The organism is Mesorhizobium sp. AR02 (genome assembly GCF_024746835.1).
In the GTDB taxonomy this organism is placed as follows: Bacteria; Pseudomonadota; Alphaproteobacteria; order Rhizobiales; family Rhizobiaceae; genus Mesorhizobium.
In genome coordinates, this window is the sequence record NZ_CP080531.1 from 7038916 (window position 1) to 7059987 (window position 21072).

Here is a 21072-nt window from a genome sequence, read left to right on the forward strand (position 1 = left end):
CCCACACGAGCCCGTCCTACTCGTCGGGTGTTTCTGGCTTCGGCTGCCGCCGCGCCCACCAGGATTTCGCAACATGGTTCACATGATCGGCCAGCGCGGCGAGATGACCGCGCAGGCCATGCGCGCCGATCATCGACGACAGCGTGACTGATTGCGTGGCGAAGCGTCGCTTGAAATCCTCGCCGCCGCAAAGAAAATCAACTTTGGCCAGGCCACGGTCGAGCGACCACTGGATATAATCCATCATCAGGACCATACCCGGCGAGGCGCGCTCATATTCGGGATCGTAGGTGGTGACGAAAGCCATCATCGTGCCGTGCTGCTCGAAATTGATCGAGACGGCGACGATCGTGTCGTCAAGCTCCAGCACGAAGATGCGCAACAGCCCGAGCTCGGCCAGCACCGAAACAAGCGCGGCGAGAACGGGCGAGCCCTCGTCGAACAGGTCCGAAACGCGGCCATGCCGGGCGAGCCAGAGGCGCTTCAGCGCTGCAACCCGCGCGAGCACCGGCTCGCGCGGATCGTCCGCATCGAGCAGGCGGAAACGCAATGTACCGCCTTCCTCCATGAACTTGCGGCCACGACGGTAGTTCTGCCGGGCTTTCTTGGACAGTGTCTCGAACCATTCCGCCTCACTTTGCCAGGGACCCGCGACACGGTAGCTGATTTCACTGCGGTGGTTGGGCCGAAGCGCCATGCCATGGCGCGAGGCCGGGTCCAGCAGGGCACGAACACCGGCATCCGGCAGCAGACGGTTGAGATAGATGAGGTCGAAGCCGCCCTGATCAAGAATATACTGCCAGAGGCTAGAGAGCGCCTGCGGGTCGCTGCCGGGGGCAAACAGCGCGTCGCCATAGTCACTGTGATCCTTCGCCGCCCATTCGAGCATACGGATGCCGGAGCGCTTGAAAGTAGCGAGCGCTATCACGCCCTCGAGCCGGTCGCCGTTCCAGGCAAGCCCGATCCTGAGCGTGCGCCGTTCCTGATACGGGGTGGTGCGCCACCAGGCTGCTATCCAGTCCGGGTGCTGGAAGACAAGCCCGCCGGCTCGCCGCCAGAGCGCGATCCAGGCCGGTGCGATCTCGGCCAGGCGCGCCGCCGATGTCACGACTTCGAAGGTGCGTGACCGCGGGATGGCGAGCACGAAGGGAGCGTTCATGGCGGTGTCCCTTCCGATGATCGCGAGGTCCGTGGCTTTCCAGGCCGGATGCGCCGGGCAATGTGCCCCCACATCCGCTTCAGCGGCATGACATCGAGGCCGGCAAGGGACTGGTAGTCGCGCACATCGCGGTCGACCAGCCCGAACTTGAAGTCCTCGTCGGGCCTCGGCACACACAATGTTCCGAAAAGCCGGTCCCAGAACGAGAAGAGCAGCCCGAAATTCTTGTCGTAGTGGCGCGGATCGACGCTGTGATGCAGCTGGTGCAAATGAGGACACAGGATAAAATTGTTGAGCGGGCCGAACGAGATCTTGAAATGCGTATGCCTGACGAAATCCATCATCAGGATGTTGCGCATGACATAGACGTTGACGCCAAAGACGGTCAGTTCGACAAGGTTCAGGGAAATCAGCGACCAGATGCCGAAGCAGACGCCCACGATGACGCCGTCCCAGGCTCGATTCATCAGCTCGTCGAGCGGGTGGACCCGGTCCTTGGTGATCCCGACCATCACCTCGGCCGAGTGATGCACCTTGTGCAATTCCCAAAGCACGGGATAGCGATGCTGGGCAACATGATAGAGATAATAGGAAATGTCGTAGGCGAGCAGCATGGTGATGGTGAAGATCAGCACAGTCACCGGCCCTGCCGGTCCCTCGATCAGAGGCGGCTGGAACTGGAACAGTGTCGAAAACAGCCAGTTGGTCGCGTAGCCCACCGCCGTGACGAAGACAATTCCAGCGGGCAGCATGAGGAAGGGCATCAAGGCCTTCTTCGTCACCCAGAACAGCAGGTCGGCCTTCGCCGAGGGATGGGTGACGACCTCGTGCGGGATGACGAACTCGAAAAACTCTTTCCAGCTCTTCTCCTCGACCGTGCGCCAATAGGCCACGAGCGCGCTGACGAGGGCAGTCAGCAGCAAAAGCCCGGTCGCCAGCAGACTGGTGCCCGAGATCTTGTCGAGGATCTTGCCAACCAGATCGCCCAGTATTCCTGCCGCCATGGTGAATCCCAAACCCGGGCACGCTTTTAATCGAAAACCGTCAATTAAGAGCAATCGAAGACAGTTAAGGAACCCTAGACCTTGGGCCGCGAGCGACAGGCCGTTCTGCTGGCAGCAGATTGGTGCTCATCGCCAATGATGCCGCGGCACGATGGCCGCCCTCAATGGCCACTCTCATGCAACCTCTTGCCCGCGCCGCGTGCATTCATTGCCGCGCAATCGATCCGGCAAGCCTTTGTTAACCCTAATAATGTGTAATCAAGCAGTCGTGGTGTCGTAAACGAAAGCTTGGTCCCGTGAACGCAACCGGTCAGTCCGCAGTCTTCGGTAGGCGCAAGGAACCTCACACGGTCATCATCGCCCGCGGCAACGAGATCAGGCATTTCACGATCCGGCCATGGCTCGCGGCATTCATCGGTTCAGCACTCGCCGCCATTGCCATCGGCTACCTCCTGGCCACGTCCTATCTCGTTTTGCGCGACGACCTGATCGGCGCCACCACCGCGCGCCAGGCGCGCATGCAGCAGGCCTACGAAGACCGCATTTCAGCACTTCGCGCCCAGGTCGACCGCATCACCAGCCGCCAGCTGCTCGACCAGCAATTGATGGAAACCAAGGTCAGCGAACTGCTTGAACGCCAGACGCAGCTCAGCCAGCGTCACGGCCGTCTCGGCCCGCTGCTCGAACGTGCAGAGAATGACGTCGGAACGGTGCCCACTGAGGATCCGGCAGCGGCTACCAAGCCTGACAAGCACGCCGAGGTGACCGGCAGCATCAGCCAGCCGGCGCAGAACTACGCGGTGGCCAGCCTGAGCGCCGACCTTGGCGCCGCCGACACCAGGCCGTTCTCCTTGTGGTCGACCCGCACCGACCCGCTGCCCAGCGATTCCGCCGCCGATCGCGCCGACAGGCTGTTCGTGTCGATCAACCAGTCGCTGAAATCGATCGAGAACGAACAACTCACCCGCATCAGCACGCTCGCGGACAATGCCTACAAGAGCGCCGATGCCATCCAGCAGGTGCTGCAGGCGGCCGGCCTGCCGGTCGACAGCGATTTCGGCAAGAACGAAAGCGATGTCGGCGGACCGCTGATCCCGCTCGACAGTTCGATGATGTTCGACAGCAAGGTCAAGGAACTGGACGAAGCCCTGGACACGCTCGACCATCTCAAGAAGGAAGCGCGCCGGCTGCCGCTTGCCAACCCTGCCCCCGGCCACTCCGTCACCAGCCCGTTCGGGGTGCGCACCGATCCTATCCTCGGCACCGCCGCGCTGCATTCGGGCATGGACTTCAGGGCCCCCATCGGCATGGACGCAAAGGTCACGGCGCCCGGAATCGTCACCAAGGCCGGCTGGAATGGCGGCTATGGCCGCATGGTCGAGGTCGATCACGGCAATGGCTTTGCGACGCGCTACGGGCACCTCAGCGAAATCGACGTGACCGTGGGCGAGAAGCTGGACGCCGGCGCCATCATCGGCAAGACCGGCAGCAGCGGCCGCTCGACCGGCCCGCATCTGCATTATGAAGTGCGCCACAATGGCGAAGCGATCGATCCCTTGCGCTTCCTCACCGTCGGCAAGAAGGTCGCCCAGTATCTCTGAGGCGCGCCCGTCCTGACCTGATTGGCACCAATACCTCTCAAACCCAATCTGCCCCGCTTTGCAAGCAATCCGGATCTGGGGTCATCGCTATCCGTGCTGGCCTCGACTGCCAGCCGGCGGCTTCGGCTCCTGCCTGAGCAGCGACCTCGCCGGCACCTCACCCCAACGCGCTGGCAAGCGACTTGTCCACGGCCGTTCGGCCTGCCGGTGTTGACACAATTCCAGTTGTAGGATGATATGTATAACCATACGCCACAACACCAGCGCCAATCCGATAATGACCATTCACGGCATTTCGCCTGACGTCCTTGCCGCCCTGGAGCATCTCCTGGGGCAAGGCGGTGTGGCCGCCGATGCGGCTAACATGGCGAAATACCTCGTGGACTGGTCCGGCGATCATCATGGCGGCGCCCTTGCCGTGCTGAAACCAGCATCGGTCGCCGAGGTCCAGGCCGCGGTTCAGCTGTGCGGCTCGCTCGGGCTGGCGATGATCCCGCAAGGCGGCAACACCGGGCTTGTCGCGGGCGCGATCGACATCGGCACGGCTCCCGGCGCGGTGGTGATCAGCCTAGAGCGGCTGAACAGGATCCGCTCTGTCGATGCTGACAATTTCATGCTGCAGGCCGATGCCGGCTGCATCCTGCAACACATCAAGGATGCCGCCGAAGAGCAGGACTGCCTGTTTCCGATGGCGCTCGGCGCACAAGGCAGCTGTCAGATCGGCGGCAACGCTTCCAGCAATGCCGGCGGCGTCAATGTGCTGCGCTACGGAATGGCCCGCGACCTCATTGTCGGCCTGGAGGTGGTGCTGCCGGACGGCGCGTTGTGGAGCGGCTTTTCCGGCCTGCGCAAGGACAATCGCGGCTATGATGTGAAGCAGCTTTTCATCGGCGCCGAGGGGACGCTGGGCATCATCACTGGCGTCGAGGTCAAGCTGTTTCCGAAACCGGGCCGTGTCGAAACCGCCTATCTGGGCCTTCCTTCATTTGAAGCGGCGATAGCTCTGTTCAGACAAGCCCGACGCAGATGCTCTGATCTGATATCCGCCTTCGAGATCATCGGCGCGGAATGCATGGAGCTGGCGCGCCTCGTCGACTCGAACATCGTCGCGCCGGTTACAGCCCCTGTTCATGTGCTGATCGAATTGTCGTCGAGTGCCGCCATCGACCTGCGCGCGCTGCTGATGGATTTCCTTGCCGGCACAATGGAAGAAAAATTGGTCACCGACGCCGTCCTGGCCGAAAGCGGCGCACAAGCCAAGGCATTCTGGGCCATTCGCGAAGGGCTGGTCGAGGGCCAGACCAAGCGCGGCTACCATGTGCGCACCGATCTGTCGGTGCGTATCTCCGACATCCCCGCACTGATCGCCCAGGCCCGCGATTTTGTCGCAATGGAACATCCGGGCTGGATTTCCCAGGCCTACGGTCATGCTGGCGACGGCAACATCCATTTCAACGTCCTGCCGCCGCTCGACCTCGCCGAGCCCGACGCCCGAGCCAAGGGCGCCGCCATCACCGCCGAGTTGTACGACATCGTCAACGCACTCGGCGGCTCGATCAGCGCCGAGCACGGCATCGGGCGGACCCGCCAGCGCGTCTATTGGGCTGGAATGTTACCAGTCCAGCGCCGGCTCGTCAGCACGCTGAAAGACGCTCTCGATCCGAACAAGCTTATGAACCCCGGCTGCCTCTTTCCCGCGACGGAGACTTTTTCATGAAACAACGACTGGCCGCCATCGGCACTGTCGAGGCGCTGCCGCATCGGGTCGCCGCGTTCCTCAGCCGCGAGATCGAGTCCGGCGACCTCAACCCCGGCAGCCTGCTGCCGACGGAGCAGCAGCTGTCCGAAAAATTCGGCGTCAGCCGCAACGTGGTGCGCGAGGCAATCGCGCAACTGCGCGCCGACGGCATGGTGGAGGCACGGCAAGGCATCGGCTCCTTCGTCCTGGCGCCGGAGCAACGCGCGGCGATCCGCATCGACCGCGAGACGCTGAAGGAGGGGCAGAACATGGAGCGGCTCTTCGAGCTGCGCTGCATCCTCGAGGCCGAATCTGCGGCACTTGCCGCCGAGCGCCGCGAGCAGGAGCATCTCGACGCCATCAAGGCAGCACTTGACCGCATGAGCGGCGAGGAACGCTGGGAGGACGGCAGCATCGACGCCGACCTTTTGTTTCATCGCGAAATCGCCCGGGCGACGGGCAACAGCTACATCCACACCTTCATTTCCTTCGTCTGCGAGCAGATCCGCCGCTCGATCTATTACGCACGGCAGACCAACCCCTTGCACGATCTGGTGGAAGTCAATGTCGGCGAGCACGTGCGCATCTACGAGGCGCTGGTCGCTGGCGACCCGGCTAAAGCCGAGGCTGCGATGCGCGCGCACATCATCGGCGCGGCCAACCGTGTCGGCGTCAAGCTGCCTTCCGCGCGCGGCGAACGCACGGGCGGAGGGAAATGAGCATGGCCATCGCAAGCCTTACCCGCATCTCCGATGTCTGCCTTCTCGTCGAGGATATCGAGCGGACGGTGGATTTCTATGTCGACAAGCTCGGCTTCCGCCTGCGCCGCCGCGCCGAGGGTTTCGCCGACTTTCACAGCGAGGGCGTGACACTGGCCGCCTGGGAGATCGACCATATCAGCCGGCATACCGGCGTATCCAAACTGAGGTCGCCGCGCCATGCGCACAAGGTCTGCGTCGCCGTCCAGCTCAATGCACCTGACGAGATCGACCGGTTGCATGCCGAGCTGACGGCCAAGGGCGTGCCGTTTTATGGCCCGCCGGAAAACTATGTCTGGAATGCGCGCTGCGCCTATTTCACCGACCCGGACGACACGCTTTGGGAACTCTACGCCTGGCTCGACGGCGGCCCCGGCGACTACCACGACGAACAGCCGTAGACGACACCGCGCCAAGGGAACGGCGCGCAATGAAGAGACGAGACAGTCTTGCAACAGGAGCGAAAAATGAATGGGAAATACGACATGAACCGCCGCGGCTTCATGAAGTCCGGCCTGGCAGCTGTTGCCGTGGCATCGGGCGGAATGCAGCTGATGCTGACGCCGGGCGCGAAGGCCGCCGGAAGGGTCGTCATCCAGTATGACTGGCTGATGTCCAACGGCCAGATAGGCGACATCGCCGCCGTCGCCAATGGCTACTTCAAGGATGCCGGGCTCGACGTGGAATTCAGCCCCGGTGGCCCCAACGCCTCGACCGTGCCGCCAGTGATCTCGGGCGCGGCACAGCTTGGCCAATTCTCCGAAACGCCACAGCTGTTTGCCGCGCGCGCCAGCGGCGTGCCGGTGAAGATCATCGCCTGCGGCTTCCGCACCGGCCCCTATGCGCTCACCTCAAAGGCCACGAATCCAATCAAGGGCGTGGCCGACCTCAAGGGCAAGAAGATCGGCATCCAGCCGACGGCGCGTTTCGTCATGGACGAGATCCTCGCCAAGAACGGCATGAGCGCGTCCGACCTCACCGTCATCAATGTCGGCTTCGACAAGGGACCGCTGGTGCGCGGCGATGTCGACGCCATTGGCGGCTGGATCACCAACACCCAGGCGCTGAGCGTTGTCGGCGACGACCGCATCGACCTTCTGGTGCGCGACCTCGGCTTGAATTCCTATGCCGATGTCTATTTCGCCACCGACGCGGCGATCGAAAAAGACCCGGACACACTGGCCAAGTTCATCGGCGCGGTCGCCAAGGGCTGGGGCTGGGTGCACGCCAACCCGCAGGAAGCGGTGAAGAAAATGGTCGCCGCCTATCCCGAAATGGACCTTGGCTGGGAAGAGAAGACCGTCAACCTCGTGCTCAAACTCTCCTTCGACGGCGCGACGGCCAAGGACGGCTGGGGCACGTTCGACCCCGCCTCGATCGAAGAGCAGCTGGCGCTCCTCGACAAGGTCGGCCAGTACCCGAACGGACGCCCGAAGGCGGCAGACGTCTACACCACCAAGATCCTCGAATTTTCGGCCGCCGACCGGCCGAAGCTCGACGCGCCCGCCGCCTGATGGCGAGCGCGATCGAAGCCAGCAGGTTGGATGTCGGCTATGGCGGCCGCCAGGCGGCCGTCAAGGTGCTTTCCGGCCTCGACCTCACCGTCGAGGCCGGCTCCTTCCTGTCGATCCTCGGGCCGTCCGGCTGCGGCAAGTCGACCTTGTTGCGCGTGGTCGCCGACCTGCTTGATCCGCTCGGCGGCACGATCAGCGTGCTTGGCGACACGCCGCATGCGGTGCGCTCGCGCCGCGATGTCGGCTTCGTCTTCCAGGATTCGACCCTGCTGCCCTGGCGCACCGTGCGCGACAATGTCCGCCTGCCGCTTGGTGTCGGGCAAGGCAGCCTGACGCGCAAAATCGAGGACCGCAGCGAGGAATTGCTGGAGCTGATGGGCCTTGCCGGCTTCGGCGAACGCCTGCCCCACCAGCTGTCCGGCGGCCAGCGCCAACGTGTGGCGATCGCCCGCGCCTTGCTTGGCCAGCCGAAGCTGCTGCTCATGGACGAACCGTTCGGGGCGCTCGACGAAATCACCCGCGACCGGCTCAACGACGAGCTTCTCAACCTGTGGCGGCGCACCGGCACGACGATCCTGTTCGTCACCCATTCGATCGCCGAAGCCGCCTATCTCGGCGAACGGGTCATCGTTCTCGCCGCCAACCCAGGGCGGCTGATCAAGGATCTGGACCTGCGGCCGCTCAAGCAGGACGGCAACCGCTGTTCGCGCGAAGACCCGGCGATCGTCACCGCCATGGCGGAGCTGCGGACCGCGCTGGAGCAGGCCTCATGAGGCCCGCACCGCTCTCGCCGCAAATGGCAATAGCCCTGCCCGTTCTCGGCGCGGCGTCGCTGCTTCTCGCCTGGCAGTATCTGCTGCCGCTGCTCGGCGTGCCGGCCTATATCGTGCCGACCCCGACCGCCATATCAGGCGTCTTCCAGAAGAATTTCGCACTGCTCATGGACAATCTCAGGCCGACGCTGATCGAGGCGCTGGCCGGCTTCGTCATCGGCAATCTGGCCGCCGTGCTGCTGGCCGTTCTGTTCGTGCACAACCGCATCCTGCAGGCCACCTATTTTCCGATCGTGCTGTTCTTCAACACAATTCCGATCCTGGCGCTGTCGCCGATCATCATCCTGATCTTCGGGCTTGGTATGACGCCGAAGATCGTCATCGCAGCGGTTATCTGCTTCTTCCCGACGCTGGTGAACATGATCCGCGGCCTGGACTCAGCCAGCGACAATGAGCACGAACTGTTCCGGGTGCTGTCGGCGACACGTTCGGAGATTTTCTGGAGCCTGCGGCTGCCGCGCGCGCTGCCGATGCTGTTTTCCTCGCTCCGCATCGCGTCGGCGACGGCAGTGATCGGCGCCATCGTCGGCGAATGGATCGGCTCGGACAAGGGGCTCGGCGCGCTCATCATCCAGGCGAGTTTCAACTACCAGTCGGACCGGCTCTACGCGGCGATCGTACTGTCATCTTGCCTGTCGATCGTGCTGTTCTGCGCCGTGGTGCTGGTCGAGCGCCGGGTCATCAAATACTGAACAGGCATTTCACCGGCTCGTGCAAGCCGTGCACGAGCCGACCTTCGGACCGTTTTGATCAGTCGTTATTTTCCGTCGACAGAAATCTGGTCGCCGCCGCAACCAGCGTGGCCGCGCCGACTTTCAAGGCGGCCTCGTCGACGCGAAATTTGGGATGGTGAAGCGGATAGACCGAGCCGACCACCTCGTTGCGGATTCCGAGGCGAATATAGACCGACGGGCGCTTCTCGCTGAAGTAGCCAAAGTCGTCCGCGATGGTCCACCCGGGCGTGTTGAGAACATTGTCGGCGCCGATACAGGTCTTGCCGCTGGCGGCGATCAGCTCCGCCATTTCGACATCGTTGATGACCCCCGGCTCACCCCTATGGATGTCGAGTTGCACACTGGCGCCGTGGCTTACGGCTATGCCCTCCAGTATTTCGCGAACGCGCCGCCAGGCCCGCTCACGGGTCGCGTCGCTGCCGCTGCGAATGGTGCCTTTCAGGGCGACCTTGCCGGCGATCACATTGTAGGCGCTGCCGCCATTGATGCCGGTGACCGATATGACCAGGGGATCGTAAGGATCGATCTCGCGCGAGACGATCTTCTGCAATTCCCCGACCATGGAGCAGGCCACGGCAATCGCATCGACGCCCTCATAGGGTTTGGCCGCGTGTGCCGCCTCGCCGATGACGATGGCATCGAACGTATCGCACGCCAGCGTGTAGGGACCCGAGCTGACCGCAATCTTACCTGACGGCGTATAGGGGTCGACGTGAAGGCATATCGCGGCGTCGATATCGTCGAGCAGCCCCTCCTCCACCACACGTTTGCCGCCCGACGGTGAGTCCTCTTCGGCCGGCTGGAAGATCAGGCGAACGGTTCCGCCAAAATCGGCCCTTGATCGATGCAGATGCGCGGCAACCGCGAAACCCATCGATGCGTGGGCATCGTGGCCGCAGGCATGCATCACGCCCGGATTGGTCGAAGCATAGTCGACACCGGACTCTTCTTCGATCGGCAAGGCATCGATGTCGGCGCGAATGGCAATCTTTCGGTTCGACGGCTTGCCGGTGCCGACTATGTCCACCGCCAGGCCAAAGCCCGCGACGTCGCGAATGTCGGTTATTCCCTGCCCGGCCAGCATCTGCCTGAGATAACGCTGCGTGTCGGCTTCGCGGTTCGACAGTTCCGGATTGCGGTGCAAATGGCGCCGGATCTCGATCATCCGATCGAGAATTCCGGCGTCGATATCGACCGCGCCGAGACTTGCAGCACCGCCTGCCATGGCCGAACCCTCAGGATTTGACATGGATCTCTCGCGGGAACTTCGTCAGTGTCTCATGGCCGGTTTCGGTCACCAGAATGGTCTCGCTGATCTCGATGCCCCAGCCGTCCATCCACATGCCAAGGATGGAATGAACGACGTTGCCGGATTGAAGCACTGTCTTGTCACCGGGTCTCAGGCTGATCGTGTGTTCGCCCCAGTCCGGTGGATAGGCGACGCCGATGGAATAGCCGATGCGCGACTCCTTCTTCAGCCCGTAGCGCTGGATAACCTTGCGCCATGCGCCCTCGACGGCTTCGGCAGTCGTTCCCGGCCTGATCGCGTCGAGTACCGCGTCCATGCCCTCGATCACCGCCTTTGCCGTGTCCGCGACACGCGTCGGCGTCTTGCCGAGCTGCATCGTTCTCGCCAGTCCGGCCGCGTAACGGCGGCAGACACCGGCGAGTTCCAGCGCAATCGTCTCATTGTCTCCGAACCGCCTGTCGCTCCACATGATGTGCGGGGCCGAGGCATTCTCGCCGCCGAGGATGGTCGGCGGAAGGGCCGTGATATCACCGGCGAAGTCAGGGCTGCCGGCGATCTGCGCCGCCTGGATGGCGGCGATGGCGTCGCATTCGCGCACGCCGGGCGCGATCACCTCGAAGGCCCGTGCGACGGCCGCTTCGGCCAAAGTCGAAGCCTTGCGCAGATAGGTGATTTCGGGCGCCGATTTGACCGCCCGGATCCAGTTCACCAGGAGATCGGCATCGTGCCATTTCGCATTGGGAAGTCCGGCGACCAGCCGGGCATGTGCTTTCGGCGAGAAATAATAGGCTTCGAGTTCGATGCCGATATGTCTGATACCCCAGCCCTTGGCGACGATCCAGTTCGCGATCCAGTCCATCGGATGGCGATCGGCACGCTGAACATGATCTTCCGGGAAGCCAACCACGTTCTCGGGTTTCATCCAGGCCGTCAGGAGACCACCCGCCGCATCCATGGCGCGCCCGATCCAGACCGGCTCGACCTCCTCCAAGGGGACCAGCACCACCTGCGCCGTGTAGAACGACCAGCCATCATAGCCGGTGATGTAGTGCTGGTTGGCAACGTCGTTGACGACAAGGAGTTCGAGACCGCGCTTCGCCATCTCGGCGCGGATCTTGCGAAGCCGCTGCTGGTATTCGTCGCGGGCAAACGGCAATTCGATCATCTTTGCTCCATGCTTTGTTCAACGGTTGCGAGGCTTGCCCAGCATTGAAGCGGTTTCGATAGGGCGGCAATCGGCCAAGGGCGGGACGTGAACAGGTTCTAAGCCGGATGCGACTTGCGGCTCTCCCGGATTGGAACGCGGCTCCCGTTTTATTTTTGAATTCCATTTGACTGAATAAATCTTTGATGCGAACCTAACGTCAACCGGGGGCGCAAGGCATGGCATTGCGGGGGACCAATCAGGAGTTCGGGCGGCCGTACAACCGGCGCATCGTGCTTGAGTCCATCCGCCTGCATGGGCCGATCGCCCGCGGCGAGATCGCCAGCCGCGTCGGGCTCACCGTCCAGACCGTATCGACCATCGTTCGCGAACTGGAAGAACAGGGCTACATCCTCTCCGTGCGCGAGGAACCCAAGGGGCGCGGCCTGCCACCGGCGACGCTGCGGATCAATCCCGAGGGCGGCTATGCCGTCGGCATCCACATCACCCCGCTCGGCATCAATGCCGCCCTGATCAATCTGAGCGGCGACGTGATCGAGAGCACTTACCGCGAGGCGCCGAACGCGACGCCCGACCACGCCTTCGACCTGATCGGGGCTATGGTGTCTGAATTGACCGGATTGCGGGCCGGCGGGCGGGTCCTCGGGGTCGGCCTGGCCCTGCCCGGACCATTCGGTGTCGAATCCATGAGTTTTGTCGGCCCGACCACCATGACCGGCTGGAAGGATGTGGCGCTGCGCGAGCGGCTGGCCGCATCGACAGGACTGCCGGCCTTCTTCGAGACCGACATGGCGGCGGCGGCCATGGGCGAACGGCTCTACGGCCTCGGCGCCCAATTCTCTGAATATTACTACCTCTATTTCGGCGTCGGCCTTGGCGGCGTCATGGTGCATGACGGCAGCGTGCAGCGTGGCGCCTGGGGCAATGCCGGCGAGGTCGGGCACATCCCTGTCGTTCCCGGCGGTCAGCCTTGCCCGTGCGGCAACAGCGGCTGTCTCGAAAGATACCTCTCGCTGGAGGCGCTCCAGCGCTGGAACGGCACAGAGGCCGATTGGGTCGCGGAAGTCGCGCCGATCTTTCACAATGCCATCGCCGTCATCGAGAACCTGTTCGATCCTGAAACGGTCATCCTCGGCGGGTTGGCGTCCACCGATCTGCTCGAACGGCTGGCCGCTTCGACTGGCCGCCTGCACAACTCCGTCTCGGCGCGCAAAGACCGAACGACGCCCCGGGTCATGGTCGCGCGCGGCGGGCAACATTCGGTGTTGCGTGGCGCCGCCGCCCTTGCGGTTTCGGGCGTGCTGTCGCCGCGCTTCGGCCAGATGTTCGCCGCCGAGCGCGAACGCGGCCGCGATCTTCTGACGGCCAAGGAGATTGCGGCATGAGCGAACCGCTGCTGGTGCTGGACAACGTCACCAAGAACTATGGCGCGATCGAAGCGCTGAAGGGAATCAGCTTCTCCATCGGCAAGGGCGAGGTGGTGGCGTTGCTGGGCGACAACGGCGCTGGCAAATCCACGCTGGTCAAGATCATCGCTGGCGGGCTTGAGCCGACCTCGGGCCGCATGCTGTTCGAAGGCAAGGAGTTTCTGGCGAGGTCGCCGGCCGAAGCCAAGGCGGCGGGTATCGAAACCGTCTACCAGGACCTGTCGCTCTGCACCAATGTCGACGTGGTGGCCAATTTCTTCATGGGCCGCGAGATCACCAGGAAGGTGCTCGGCATTCCCGTGCTCGATGAGCGCGCCATGGAGGCCGTCGTTGGCAAGGCGTTGGCCAGCGCTGGTACCCGCATTCCCTCATTGCGCACCAATGTCGAGCATCTCTCGGGCGGCCAGCGGCAAGCCATCGAGCTCAACCGTTTCGTGCATTGGGGCGGCAAGCTGGTGCTGCTCGACGAGCCGTTCGCCGCCCTTGGCGTCGAGCAGACGCGGCGCGGTCTCGACATGATCCGCCAGGTGGCGAGCCAGGGCATCGGCGTCGTCATCATCACCCACATCATGCAGCAGGCTTTCCAGGTCGCCGACCGGATCGTGGTGATCCGGCAAGGCGTCGTGGCCGGCGATGTCGCACGCAACAAAACAAGTCCCGATGCGGTGATCAACATGATCACCGGAGAGACGCTTGCCGGTGCCGGACCGGCGGGCTGAGGGACAAGAGGGGTCCGGCTTAACAGGGAGCCAACGACATGAAGCGAGTACTTCTTGCTGTCTTCGGTATCCTGGCACTGGCCTTTGCCACGCTCACGCCGGCATTCGCCCAGTCCAAGGGTATCGTCTATTACATGGTGCCGACACTGCTCGACGAGTTCCAGACCGGCTCGGTGAGCGCGCTGGAACTGTTCCTGAAGCAGGTCGGCTATGAGGTGAAGACGCTGAACGCCGACAACAAGACCGACGCCCAGCAATCGCAGATGAACGACGTCATCGCACTCAAGCCGGCGGCGATCATCCTGGCCGCGGTCGATTTCAATGCGCTGAAACCGTCGATCGAGGCCGCACGCGCTGCTGGTATCCCGGTGGTCGAGTTCGACCGCCAGATCACCTCGACGCCTTCCGACTTCACGTCGGTCGCGGGCACCGTCGAGATCGGCCACGTCGCCGCCGACCAGGCCGAAAAGCTGCTGAAAACCAAGAACGGATCGGTGAAGGGCAAGGTGCTGCAGGTGCTCGGTGATCCCGGCGATCCCTACACGCTCGACATCCAGAAGGGTTTTGAGGAGAAGATGAAGGCGTTTCCGGACGTCAAGATCATCTCGCTTCCGGCCATGCAATGGGAAGCCAGCAACGCCGGCACCATCGTCGCCGATCAGATGCTGGCCAACCCCGACATCGACCTGATCTTCAGCCATGCCGCTCACCTCTCGGTCGCCGCCGTCGCCTCGCTCGAGGCTGCAGGCAAAAAGCCGGGCGACGTCATGCTGATGAGCTCGAACGGCGCTCCGGTCGGCCTCGACCTGATCCGCAAGGGCTGGCTCAACGTCGAAGTCGAGCAGCCGCTCTACGCGCAGGCCGCGGCCGTCGCCATGTTCATGGACAAGGTGGTCAAGAAGCAAGAGATCAAGCCCGGCGACTATGACGTGCTTGGCCTGAAGTCGGTCGTCACCAAGGAAGCCTGGGGTCCGAACATCAAGATCCCCGGCGCCGCCATCACCAAGGAAAACGTCGACAATCCGGCCTTCTGGGGCAACCAGAAGCCGCCGACGGACACCGTCAAGTCGGTCGAATAGGCACTTTGCCTGAAACGCTCCGGGCCCTCTCGGCCCGGAGCCGATCCTCCGCAATTCCAATCCGCGCCTTTCCGAAGATCGAATTGATTTTCGGGTCATGCGCCAGCCGGATCAACCCATGAACCCTCGCACCCGCCATGCCCTGGAGTTCGTCCTCGACAACCTCGTCTGGTTCATGCTGCTGTTCGTGCTGGTGGTCTTCTCCATCTTCATCCCGAACTATTTCCAGCTCGGCATCTTCGCCAACATCATCGAGGCCTCGAGCGTGCTCGGCGTCATGTCGATCGGCCTGGCGCTGGTCATCATCGCCGGCCACATGGACCTGTCGGTCGAATCGGTGGCGGCGCTCAGCGCCATGGCGGTCGGTATCCTGTTCTGCTCGTCAGGCATCGGCCTTGGCGTACAACTGCACCCGGAATGGCTGATGGTCCCGGTGTCGCTGCTGCTGGCGCTCGCCGTCGGCGGCTTGATCGGCGCCTTCAACGGGTTTCTGGTCGTCAAGGTCAAGATGAGCGCCTTCATCATCACGCTGGCCTCCTACATCTGGGTCCGCGGCCTGGTGCTGGTGATTTCGGGTGGCCGTTCGGCGCAGGATCTGGCGCCAGCGATCCGCTGGTTCGGCATCCAGCGGCTGATCGGCCTGCCGCTCACCGCCTGGATCGCCATCGCCTGTTTCGTCGTCTTCTCGCTGATCATGGCCAAGACGCCGTTCGGCCGCCACCTGGTGATGATCGGCGGCAACGAAACGGCGACCTTCCGCGCAGGCATCCGCGTGAACCGCAACCTCATCATCGCTTTCGTGCTTGCCGGCGCCATCGCTGGCCTCGCCGGCTGGCTGCTGGCGATCCGCACCTCGGGCGCCACCGCCAATCTCGGCGTCGGCCTGCTGTTCAACGCCTTCGCGGCGGTGGTCATCGGCGGCGTCAGCCTGAAAGGCGGCGTCGGCACCTTGCCCGGCGTCTATGCCGGCGTGCTTCTGCTCTCGGCCATCAACACGGCGATCAATTTGATGGGGCTGCCGGCCAACTTCACCCAGGTCATCCATGGCCTGCTGGTGCTGGCCGCCGTGCTGCTCGACGCCTTCAAGCAAACCATTCGCCAAAGACTCGCATGACAGGACGGCTCGCATGACAGGGTGGCTCGCATGACCGATCGGCTGAACGACAAGGTCGCGCTGATCATTGGCAGCGCAAGCGGCATCGGCAAAGGTACCGCTCTGCGCTTCGCCGAAGAAGGTGCAAGGCTGGTGCTCGCCGACACCGAGGTCGAGGCCGGACAAGCGACCGCGGATGAGCTTGGCGCCCCTTTCATCGGCACCGACATCTCGCAAATGCGCGACGCCGAGGCCGCGGTGGCATTGGCGCTGAAGCATCACGGCCGCCTCGACATCATCGTGCAGAATGCCGGCATCTATCCCTGGCAGCTGATCGAGAACACCAGCACCGACGACTGGGACCGGGTCATGGCCGTCAATCTGCGCGGCACCTTCAATGCCACCCGCGCCGCATTGGTGCCGATGAAGGCGCAGCACTACGGACGTATGCTGTTCACCTCCTCCATCACCGGTCCGCATGTCACCAGTCCGGGCCACGGCCATTATTCGGCGACCAAGGCAGGCATCAACGGCTTCATCCGTTCGGCCGCTCTCGAATTCTCCGGCTACGGCATCACCGTCAACGGCGTCGAACCCGGCAACATCCTCACCGAGGCCATCCAGCAGCATCGCGGCGCCGCCTATATCAAGAACATGGAGGATTCCATCCCGCTCGGCCGACTCGGCAGCCCGCGCGACGTCGCCAATGCCTTCCTCTTCCTCGCCTCGGACGACGCCAGCTACATCACAGGCACGACCATTGTCGTCGATGGCGGGCAATTGCTGCCGGAGGGCAAGGATTTCCGGATGGTGCCGCCATAATCTTTGCATCGACGGTATTGGATCGGCCGCCTCCTGATCAGAGGCAATAAGGACAAGCCGTCGCTCGGCGCATCAGTCGGCAAGTATTCCCTCGCAAGTGCATGGAACACATCCGCACCTCAAGGGTTGTCTATCAGTGCTAGTCAACCGAGGGGTTTGCGAATGGTCGACGAAATCAGAACAAGCCATATCTACCAGCGGGCTCATGCTTTGGCGGAAGGTGGCATCCACAACTCTCCAGCCGAGATTGTTGCCGAGTTGCTGGCTGAGGGCTACCCGGAAGCAGCCGAGCTGTTGAACACCGAGAACATCCGCGCCGATCTGAGGCGGGTTTGCGATGCGGCCGCCGATGGACAGCCAGCTGCGCGCGACCTTCACCACTGACGTGGCGTGAATGGACAATGTGATTGCAATGCTGGGGCGACTGAAATGCTGGGGCGACTGGAATGCTGGGGCGACTGGAATGCTGGGATGATTGGAATGGTGGGCGATGACGGGCTCGAACCGCCGACATCTTCGGTGTAAACGAAGCGCTCTACCAACTGAGCTAATCGCCCGCTCCGGCGCGGACCTTTAAGCGGTCGGGACCGGCTTCGCAAGGCCAAATGAACAGGCGACGCCCTGTTCGCGGGCCGGATTTGTCAACAAAACGCCGGCTGTCAAAAAACCTTCTCCAGTTTGCTGTTATGATGGTTTGGTGCGCTTGACACCCGGTGGCGAACCCCTTATCCAGCGGCCCAACGACGAACACGGCTGACACGTGCTCGTCAATGCGCGGGTGTAGCTCAGTTGGTTAGAGTGCCGGCCTGTCACGCCGGAGGTCGCGGGTTCGAGCCCCGTCACTCGCGCCATTTCTCTCAAGGGTTTCAAATCCTTGGCTTCGGAGAAATGTCGACATTGGATGTCAAAAATCTCTTCTCGCATGTGCGGGGCAGCTGTCCCCCGGTCGGCAAGTTTCGCCGCGAGCTCGAACCGGCTACCGCGGACGCGCTCGATTCCATCCCTGCCGAACTTTTCCCAACTCGCCACGGAGCGGTGGCGTGGAATTTGCCGATGCAAGGTCCGCCGCTGCGCCCTTATATCCCCGTTTGAAGATCTGGCCGAGGGCCAGGCCGATGTATCCCACCTGAAGAATGATGAGCGCAAGAATAGCCCAACCGAGCGCTTTCCAGATGGAGCCGGTTTCTATCTCAGCCCAGATCGCCATGGTGAAGGACGCCGCGAACATACCCACCAAGAATTGCGGAAAATACATATTGCACAGCACCCACGTTTTGGCGGTTCGGCGCCTTTCGGCCGTTAAAGACCCGCCGCTCCGCGAGCGGAGCGGCGGGGCCCCCTATTGCCCCCCGATTACCGGGTTGATGGTTGACCGCGGCATTGCTGGCAATGCAATTGCGGCGCCAAATACAATGACCCATTACGGGACACCTTTGCCAATGGCGCAAGACCGGATTGCCGATTAACATTATCTGTTGCTAATGCGCCACCATGACCAGAAGGGACCCGCGTTGGCGAGGTTTTTGGCAGGCTTGTTGGCCGCGATACTGGAAGTGTCGGCAGGCCGATGCTGGTCTAACGACACCGATAGGCAGATCTCCGAAGACGCGCTCAGAATGATCAGCGCAGAGATGCATTCTGGCATTCTGAGCGCTGTCGCGCTCAAACCCTCGCCAGCAGCGCCTCGACCTCCTGCAACGTCGGCATCGACGGCGCGGTGCCAGGACGGGTCACCGAAATGCCAGCAACGGCGCAGGCAAAGCGCACCGCTTGCAGCGGCTCCACGCCCCGCGAAAGTGCTGCGGCGAAGCCGCCGTTGAAGGCGTCCCCCGCGCCGGTGGTTTCGACAACCGACCCCGCGCTGATGGCGGGGACATGTTCGGAGCGTACCTTGGTGTGCAGCAGCGCGCCCTTGTCGCCGAGCGTGACGATGACCGTGCCGACGCCCTTTTCTAGCAGCTTGCCGGCGGCGGCGCGCGCCTCATCGACCGAAGAGACTTTCAGCCCGGTCAATTCCTCCGTCTCGGTCTCGTTGGGCGTCAGATAGTCGCAGAGCGTATAGATGCGGTCGGGAAGCTTTGCCGCGGGAGCGGGATTGAGGATGGTCGTCACCCCTGCCCCGCGTGCGATCTCCAGCGCTCGCATCGCCGCGTCGATCGGCTGTTCGAGCTGGGTGACGAAGACGCCGGCGCCACGAATCAGGGCGGCATTGGCCTCGATATCGGTTGGCGAGATCAGCATGGCCGCACCGGGGCTGACGATGATGGCGTTGTTGCCGCTGCCCTCCTCGACGAAGATGTAGGCGGCGCCCGTATAGCTGTCGGGCGTGTCGATGACGGCGCTTTTCACGCCAGCGTCCTTCCAGGTCCGCTTGGCCATGTCGGCGAAGGCATCGACGCCAAGCCGGGTCAGGAAGGTGGTGTCGGCGCCGAGCTTGCCGGCGGCCACCGCCTGGTTCGACCCTTTGCCGCCTGGGCCTAGCTTGAACGAGTTGCCGAGGATCGTCTCGCCCATGCGCGGCTGGCGATCGGCGCGATAAGCGGTGTCGGCGACAAAGACACCCAATATGACGACAGGCTTGCCGGAGGCCATGCTGCTACTCCGCATCCGGCGGCACGACGCCCTTGCGGAAGGCGAAGCAGCCATAAAAACGGCGTTCGCCGGTCTGGATGACGCAATAGGCCTGCTTGGCGCGCTCGTAGAAAGCATAGCGCTCGACGGAAATCATCGGCCAGGCTTTGCCTTCGGCCTTGTCGATCTCCTTTTGCACTTCCTTCTGCACCGGCGGAATCTCGTCCGGCTTACCGACGATTTCCATGCGCGCGGCCGAGTCATCGACGAATGTGTCCAAGGGATAAAGCGACAGCACCGCCTTCACTACCTCCGCGGCCGATGCATCGATGCGCAGCAGCTTGCCATGCACGGTCTGCTTCGCCACCGAATCGGAGGGGAAGTTGGTGTCGGCGATGATCAGGTCATCGCCATGTCCCATCGCTCGCAATGCCTGCAGCACGTCGGCATTGAGCAGCGGATTGATGCCTTTGAGCATGATGGTCCTCGTGAAGTCCGTTTGAGATCAGAGACGCTTGCCGGTCTCGGCGTCGAAAAGATGGATCTGGTCGAGCCTCGGCTTCAGCGTCAGCGTGTCGCCGGGCTTGAAGTCGTGGCGTTCACGGAACAGCGCCACCATCTCGCCCTCGCCGAAGCGCAGGAACACCAGCGTCTCCGAACCGGTCGGCTCGACCACCGAAATCTTCGCCGGCACACCGTCGGGATGGATTTCCAGATGCTCGGGACGGACGCCGTAGACGACGGCCTGCCCGTCCTGCGCGGCATTGTCGCCAATCGGGAACAATGTGCCCGCAATGTCGACGCCCGGCTTGCCGCCCTTGCGCATGACGCCCTTGAGCAGGTTCATCGACGGCGAGCCGATGAAGCCGGCGACGAACAGATTGGCCGGCCGGTCGAACAGCTCCAGCGGCGCGCCGACCTGCTCGATGCGGCCATCGCGCATGACGACGATCTTGTCGGCCATCGTCATGGCCTCGATCTGGTCGTGGGTGACGTAGATTGTGGTGGTCTTCAGCCTTTGGTGCAGTTCTTTGATCTCGGTGCGCATCTGCACGCGCAGCTTGGCGTCGAGATTGCTGAGCGGCTCATCGAACAGGAACACCTGCGGATTGCGTACGATGGCGCGCCCCATCGCCACGCGCTGGCGCTGGCCGCCGGAGAGCTGCCGGGGATAGCGTTTCAGATAGGGATTGAGATCGAGGATGTCGGCGGCGCGCTTGACCCGCTCGGCGACCTCGGCCGGATCGGTTTTGCGCAGCTTGAGGGCAAAGGCCATGTTCTGCTCCACCGTCTTGTGCGGATAGAGCGCGTAGTTCTGGAACACCATGGCGATGTCGCGCTTGGCCGGCGGCAGATGATTGACGACGCGGTCGCCGATGGCGATCGTGCCGCCGGAAACGGTCTCCAGCCCGGCCACCATTCTGAGCAGCGTGGACTTGCCGCAACCCGAGGGGCCGACCAGCACCACGAACTGTCCGTCAGCGATGTCGACGCTGACCTCGTGCAGAACCTTGACGGTTCCAAACGCTTTGGCCACCTTGCTGATTGCGACTTGAGCCATATCTCCCCCATCGGCTCCAACTGGCCGTAGGCGCAGAAGCTAACC

At 63.1% G+C, this 21072-nt stretch carries 21 protein-coding genes and 2 tRNA genes; 14 read left to right on the forward strand and 9 right to left on the reverse strand.

Features of this window, described 5'->3' with window-relative positions; genetic code table 11:
• Window positions 1–16: 16 nt before the first annotated feature.
• Both DBIPINDM_RS38540 and DBIPINDM_RS38545 read right to left on the reverse strand, forming a co-directional pair.
• On the reverse strand, window positions 17–1159 hold the full coding sequence (locus DBIPINDM_RS38540) for a GNAT family N-acetyltransferase (protein WP_258584255.1): 1143 nt from the start codon (window positions 1157–1159) through the stop codon (window positions 17–19).
• Entirely contained in the window at window positions 1156–2163 is a 1008-nt protein-coding gene (locus DBIPINDM_RS38545; protein ID WP_258584263.1) for a sterol desaturase family protein, read from the reverse strand. The genes DBIPINDM_RS38540 and DBIPINDM_RS38545 overlap by 4 nt, the downstream gene beginning before the upstream one ends.
• Before the next feature lie 296 nt (window positions 2164–2459).
• On the opposite strand from DBIPINDM_RS38545, the gene DBIPINDM_RS38550 reads away from it, so the two are divergent.
• From DBIPINDM_RS38550 to DBIPINDM_RS38580, 7 genes are all read left to right on the forward strand, one after another.
• A complete protein-coding gene (locus DBIPINDM_RS38550; protein WP_258584264.1) occupies window positions 2460–3764 on the forward strand; it encodes a M23 family metallopeptidase in 1305 nt (434 codons plus the stop codon).
• 277 nt (window positions 3765–4041) lie between these two features.
• Complete coding sequence (locus DBIPINDM_RS38555; RefSeq protein WP_258584265.1) at window positions 4042–5481, forward strand: FAD-binding oxidoreductase; 1440 nt, start codon at window positions 4042–4044, stop codon at window positions 5479–5481.
• On the forward strand, window positions 5478–6221 hold the full coding sequence (locus tag DBIPINDM_RS38560; protein WP_183458557.1) for a FadR/GntR family transcriptional regulator: 744 nt from the start codon (window positions 5478–5480) through the stop codon (window positions 6219–6221). Before DBIPINDM_RS38555 ends, DBIPINDM_RS38560 begins: the two co-directional genes overlap by 4 nt.
• Window positions 6218–6661 (forward strand): VOC family protein, encoded by a 444-nt coding sequence (locus DBIPINDM_RS38565; RefSeq protein WP_258584276.1) that lies wholly within the window; start codon window positions 6218–6220, stop codon window positions 6659–6661. The genes DBIPINDM_RS38560 and DBIPINDM_RS38565 overlap by 4 nt, the downstream gene beginning before the upstream one ends.
• Window positions 6662–6745: 84 nt before the next feature.
• A complete protein-coding gene (locus DBIPINDM_RS38570) occupies window positions 6746–7774 on the forward strand; it encodes an ABC transporter substrate-binding protein (RefSeq protein WP_258589446.1) in 1029 nt (342 codons plus the stop codon).
• Entirely contained in the window at window positions 7774–8547 is a 774-nt protein-coding gene (locus tag DBIPINDM_RS38575) for an ABC transporter ATP-binding protein (protein ID WP_258584277.1), read from the forward strand. Before DBIPINDM_RS38570 ends, DBIPINDM_RS38575 begins: the two co-directional genes overlap by 1 nt.
• Window positions 8544–9299, forward strand: a complete 756-nt coding sequence (locus DBIPINDM_RS38580) for an ABC transporter permease (RefSeq protein WP_258584278.1) — start codon at window positions 8544–8546, stop codon at window positions 9297–9299. The genes DBIPINDM_RS38575 and DBIPINDM_RS38580 overlap by 4 nt, the downstream gene beginning before the upstream one ends.
• Before the next feature lie 58 nt (window positions 9300–9357).
• Here DBIPINDM_RS38580 and DBIPINDM_RS38585 read toward each other — a convergent pair whose 3' ends face one another.
• On the reverse strand, window positions 9358–10590 hold the full coding sequence (locus DBIPINDM_RS38585; protein ID WP_258584279.1) for a M20 metallopeptidase family protein: 1233 nt from the start codon (window positions 10588–10590) through the stop codon (window positions 9358–9360).
• A complete protein-coding gene (locus tag DBIPINDM_RS38590) occupies window positions 10577–11755 on the reverse strand; it encodes a M24 family metallopeptidase (RefSeq protein ID WP_258584280.1) in 1179 nt (392 codons plus the stop codon). Before DBIPINDM_RS38590 ends, DBIPINDM_RS38585 begins: the two co-directional genes overlap by 14 nt.
• Window positions 11756–11973: 218 nt before the next feature.
• Between DBIPINDM_RS38590 and DBIPINDM_RS38595 the strand changes: the two genes are divergently transcribed.
• The 6 genes from DBIPINDM_RS38595 (at window position 11974) to DBIPINDM_RS38620 (ending at window position 17279) form a co-directional block, all read left to right on the forward strand.
• A complete protein-coding gene (locus DBIPINDM_RS38595) occupies window positions 11974–13140 on the forward strand; it encodes an ROK family transcriptional regulator (RefSeq protein ID WP_258584281.1) in 1167 nt (388 codons plus the stop codon).
• Window positions 13137–13901: an ATP-binding cassette domain-containing protein gene (locus tag DBIPINDM_RS38600; protein WP_135864119.1), complete on the forward strand. Its 765-nt coding sequence runs from the start codon at window positions 13137–13139 to the stop codon at window positions 13899–13901. Before DBIPINDM_RS38595 ends, DBIPINDM_RS38600 begins: the two co-directional genes overlap by 4 nt.
• 38 nt (window positions 13902–13939) lie before the next feature.
• On the forward strand, window positions 13940–14980 hold the full coding sequence (locus tag DBIPINDM_RS38605) for a sugar ABC transporter substrate-binding protein (protein ID WP_258584282.1): 1041 nt from the start codon (window positions 13940–13942) through the stop codon (window positions 14978–14980).
• A 118-nt stretch (window positions 14981–15098) separates the two neighbouring features.
• Entirely contained in the window at window positions 15099–16094 is a 996-nt protein-coding gene (locus tag DBIPINDM_RS38610; protein ID WP_258584283.1) for an ABC transporter permease, read from the forward strand.
• Between the two features lie 30 nt (window positions 16095–16124).
• Window positions 16125–16895 carry an SDR family NAD(P)-dependent oxidoreductase gene (locus DBIPINDM_RS38615; protein ID WP_258584284.1) on the forward strand — a complete coding sequence of 257 codons (771 nt, stop codon included), beginning with the start codon at window positions 16125–16127 and terminating at the stop codon, window positions 16893–16895.
• A gap of 162 nt (window positions 16896–17057) precedes the next feature.
• Complete coding sequence (locus DBIPINDM_RS38620) at window positions 17058–17279, forward strand: hypothetical protein (RefSeq protein WP_258584285.1); 222 nt, start codon at window positions 17058–17060, stop codon at window positions 17277–17279.
• Window positions 17280–17376: 97 nt separating this feature from the next.
• Here DBIPINDM_RS38620 and DBIPINDM_RS38625 read toward each other — a convergent pair.
• Window positions 17377–17452 (reverse strand) — tRNA-Val (locus DBIPINDM_RS38625).
• Window positions 17453–17669: 217 nt separating this feature from the next.
• On the opposite strand from DBIPINDM_RS38625, the gene DBIPINDM_RS38630 reads away from it, so the two are divergent.
• Window positions 17670–17746 (forward strand) — tRNA-Asp (locus DBIPINDM_RS38630).
• A 125-nt stretch (window positions 17747–17871) separates the two neighbouring features.
• On the opposite strand, the gene DBIPINDM_RS38635 is transcribed toward DBIPINDM_RS38630, so the two are convergent.
• The 4 genes from DBIPINDM_RS38635 to DBIPINDM_RS38650 form a co-directional block, all read right to left on the reverse strand.
• Window positions 17872–18150, reverse strand: coding sequence for a hypothetical protein (locus DBIPINDM_RS38635; RefSeq protein ID WP_258584286.1), 279 nt, complete (start codon window positions 18148–18150; stop codon window positions 17872–17874).
• A 407-nt stretch (window positions 18151–18557) separates the two neighbouring features.
• The gene (rbsK, locus tag DBIPINDM_RS38640) at window positions 18558–19487 is read right to left on the reverse strand and encodes a ribokinase (protein ID WP_258584287.1); all 930 of its coding nucleotides are present in this window, start codon (window positions 19485–19487) and stop codon (window positions 18558–18560) included.
• A gap of 4 nt (window positions 19488–19491) precedes the next feature.
• Window positions 19492–19944 carry an RbsD/FucU family protein gene (locus DBIPINDM_RS38645; protein WP_258584288.1) on the reverse strand — a complete coding sequence of 151 codons (453 nt, stop codon included), beginning with the start codon at window positions 19942–19944 and terminating at the stop codon, window positions 19492–19494.
• Between the two features lie 27 nt (window positions 19945–19971).
• Window positions 19972–21027 carry an ABC transporter ATP-binding protein gene (locus tag DBIPINDM_RS38650; protein WP_258584289.1) on the reverse strand — a complete coding sequence of 352 codons (1056 nt, stop codon included), beginning with the start codon at window positions 21025–21027 and terminating at the stop codon, window positions 19972–19974.
• Window positions 21028–21072: the final 45 nt, after the last annotated feature.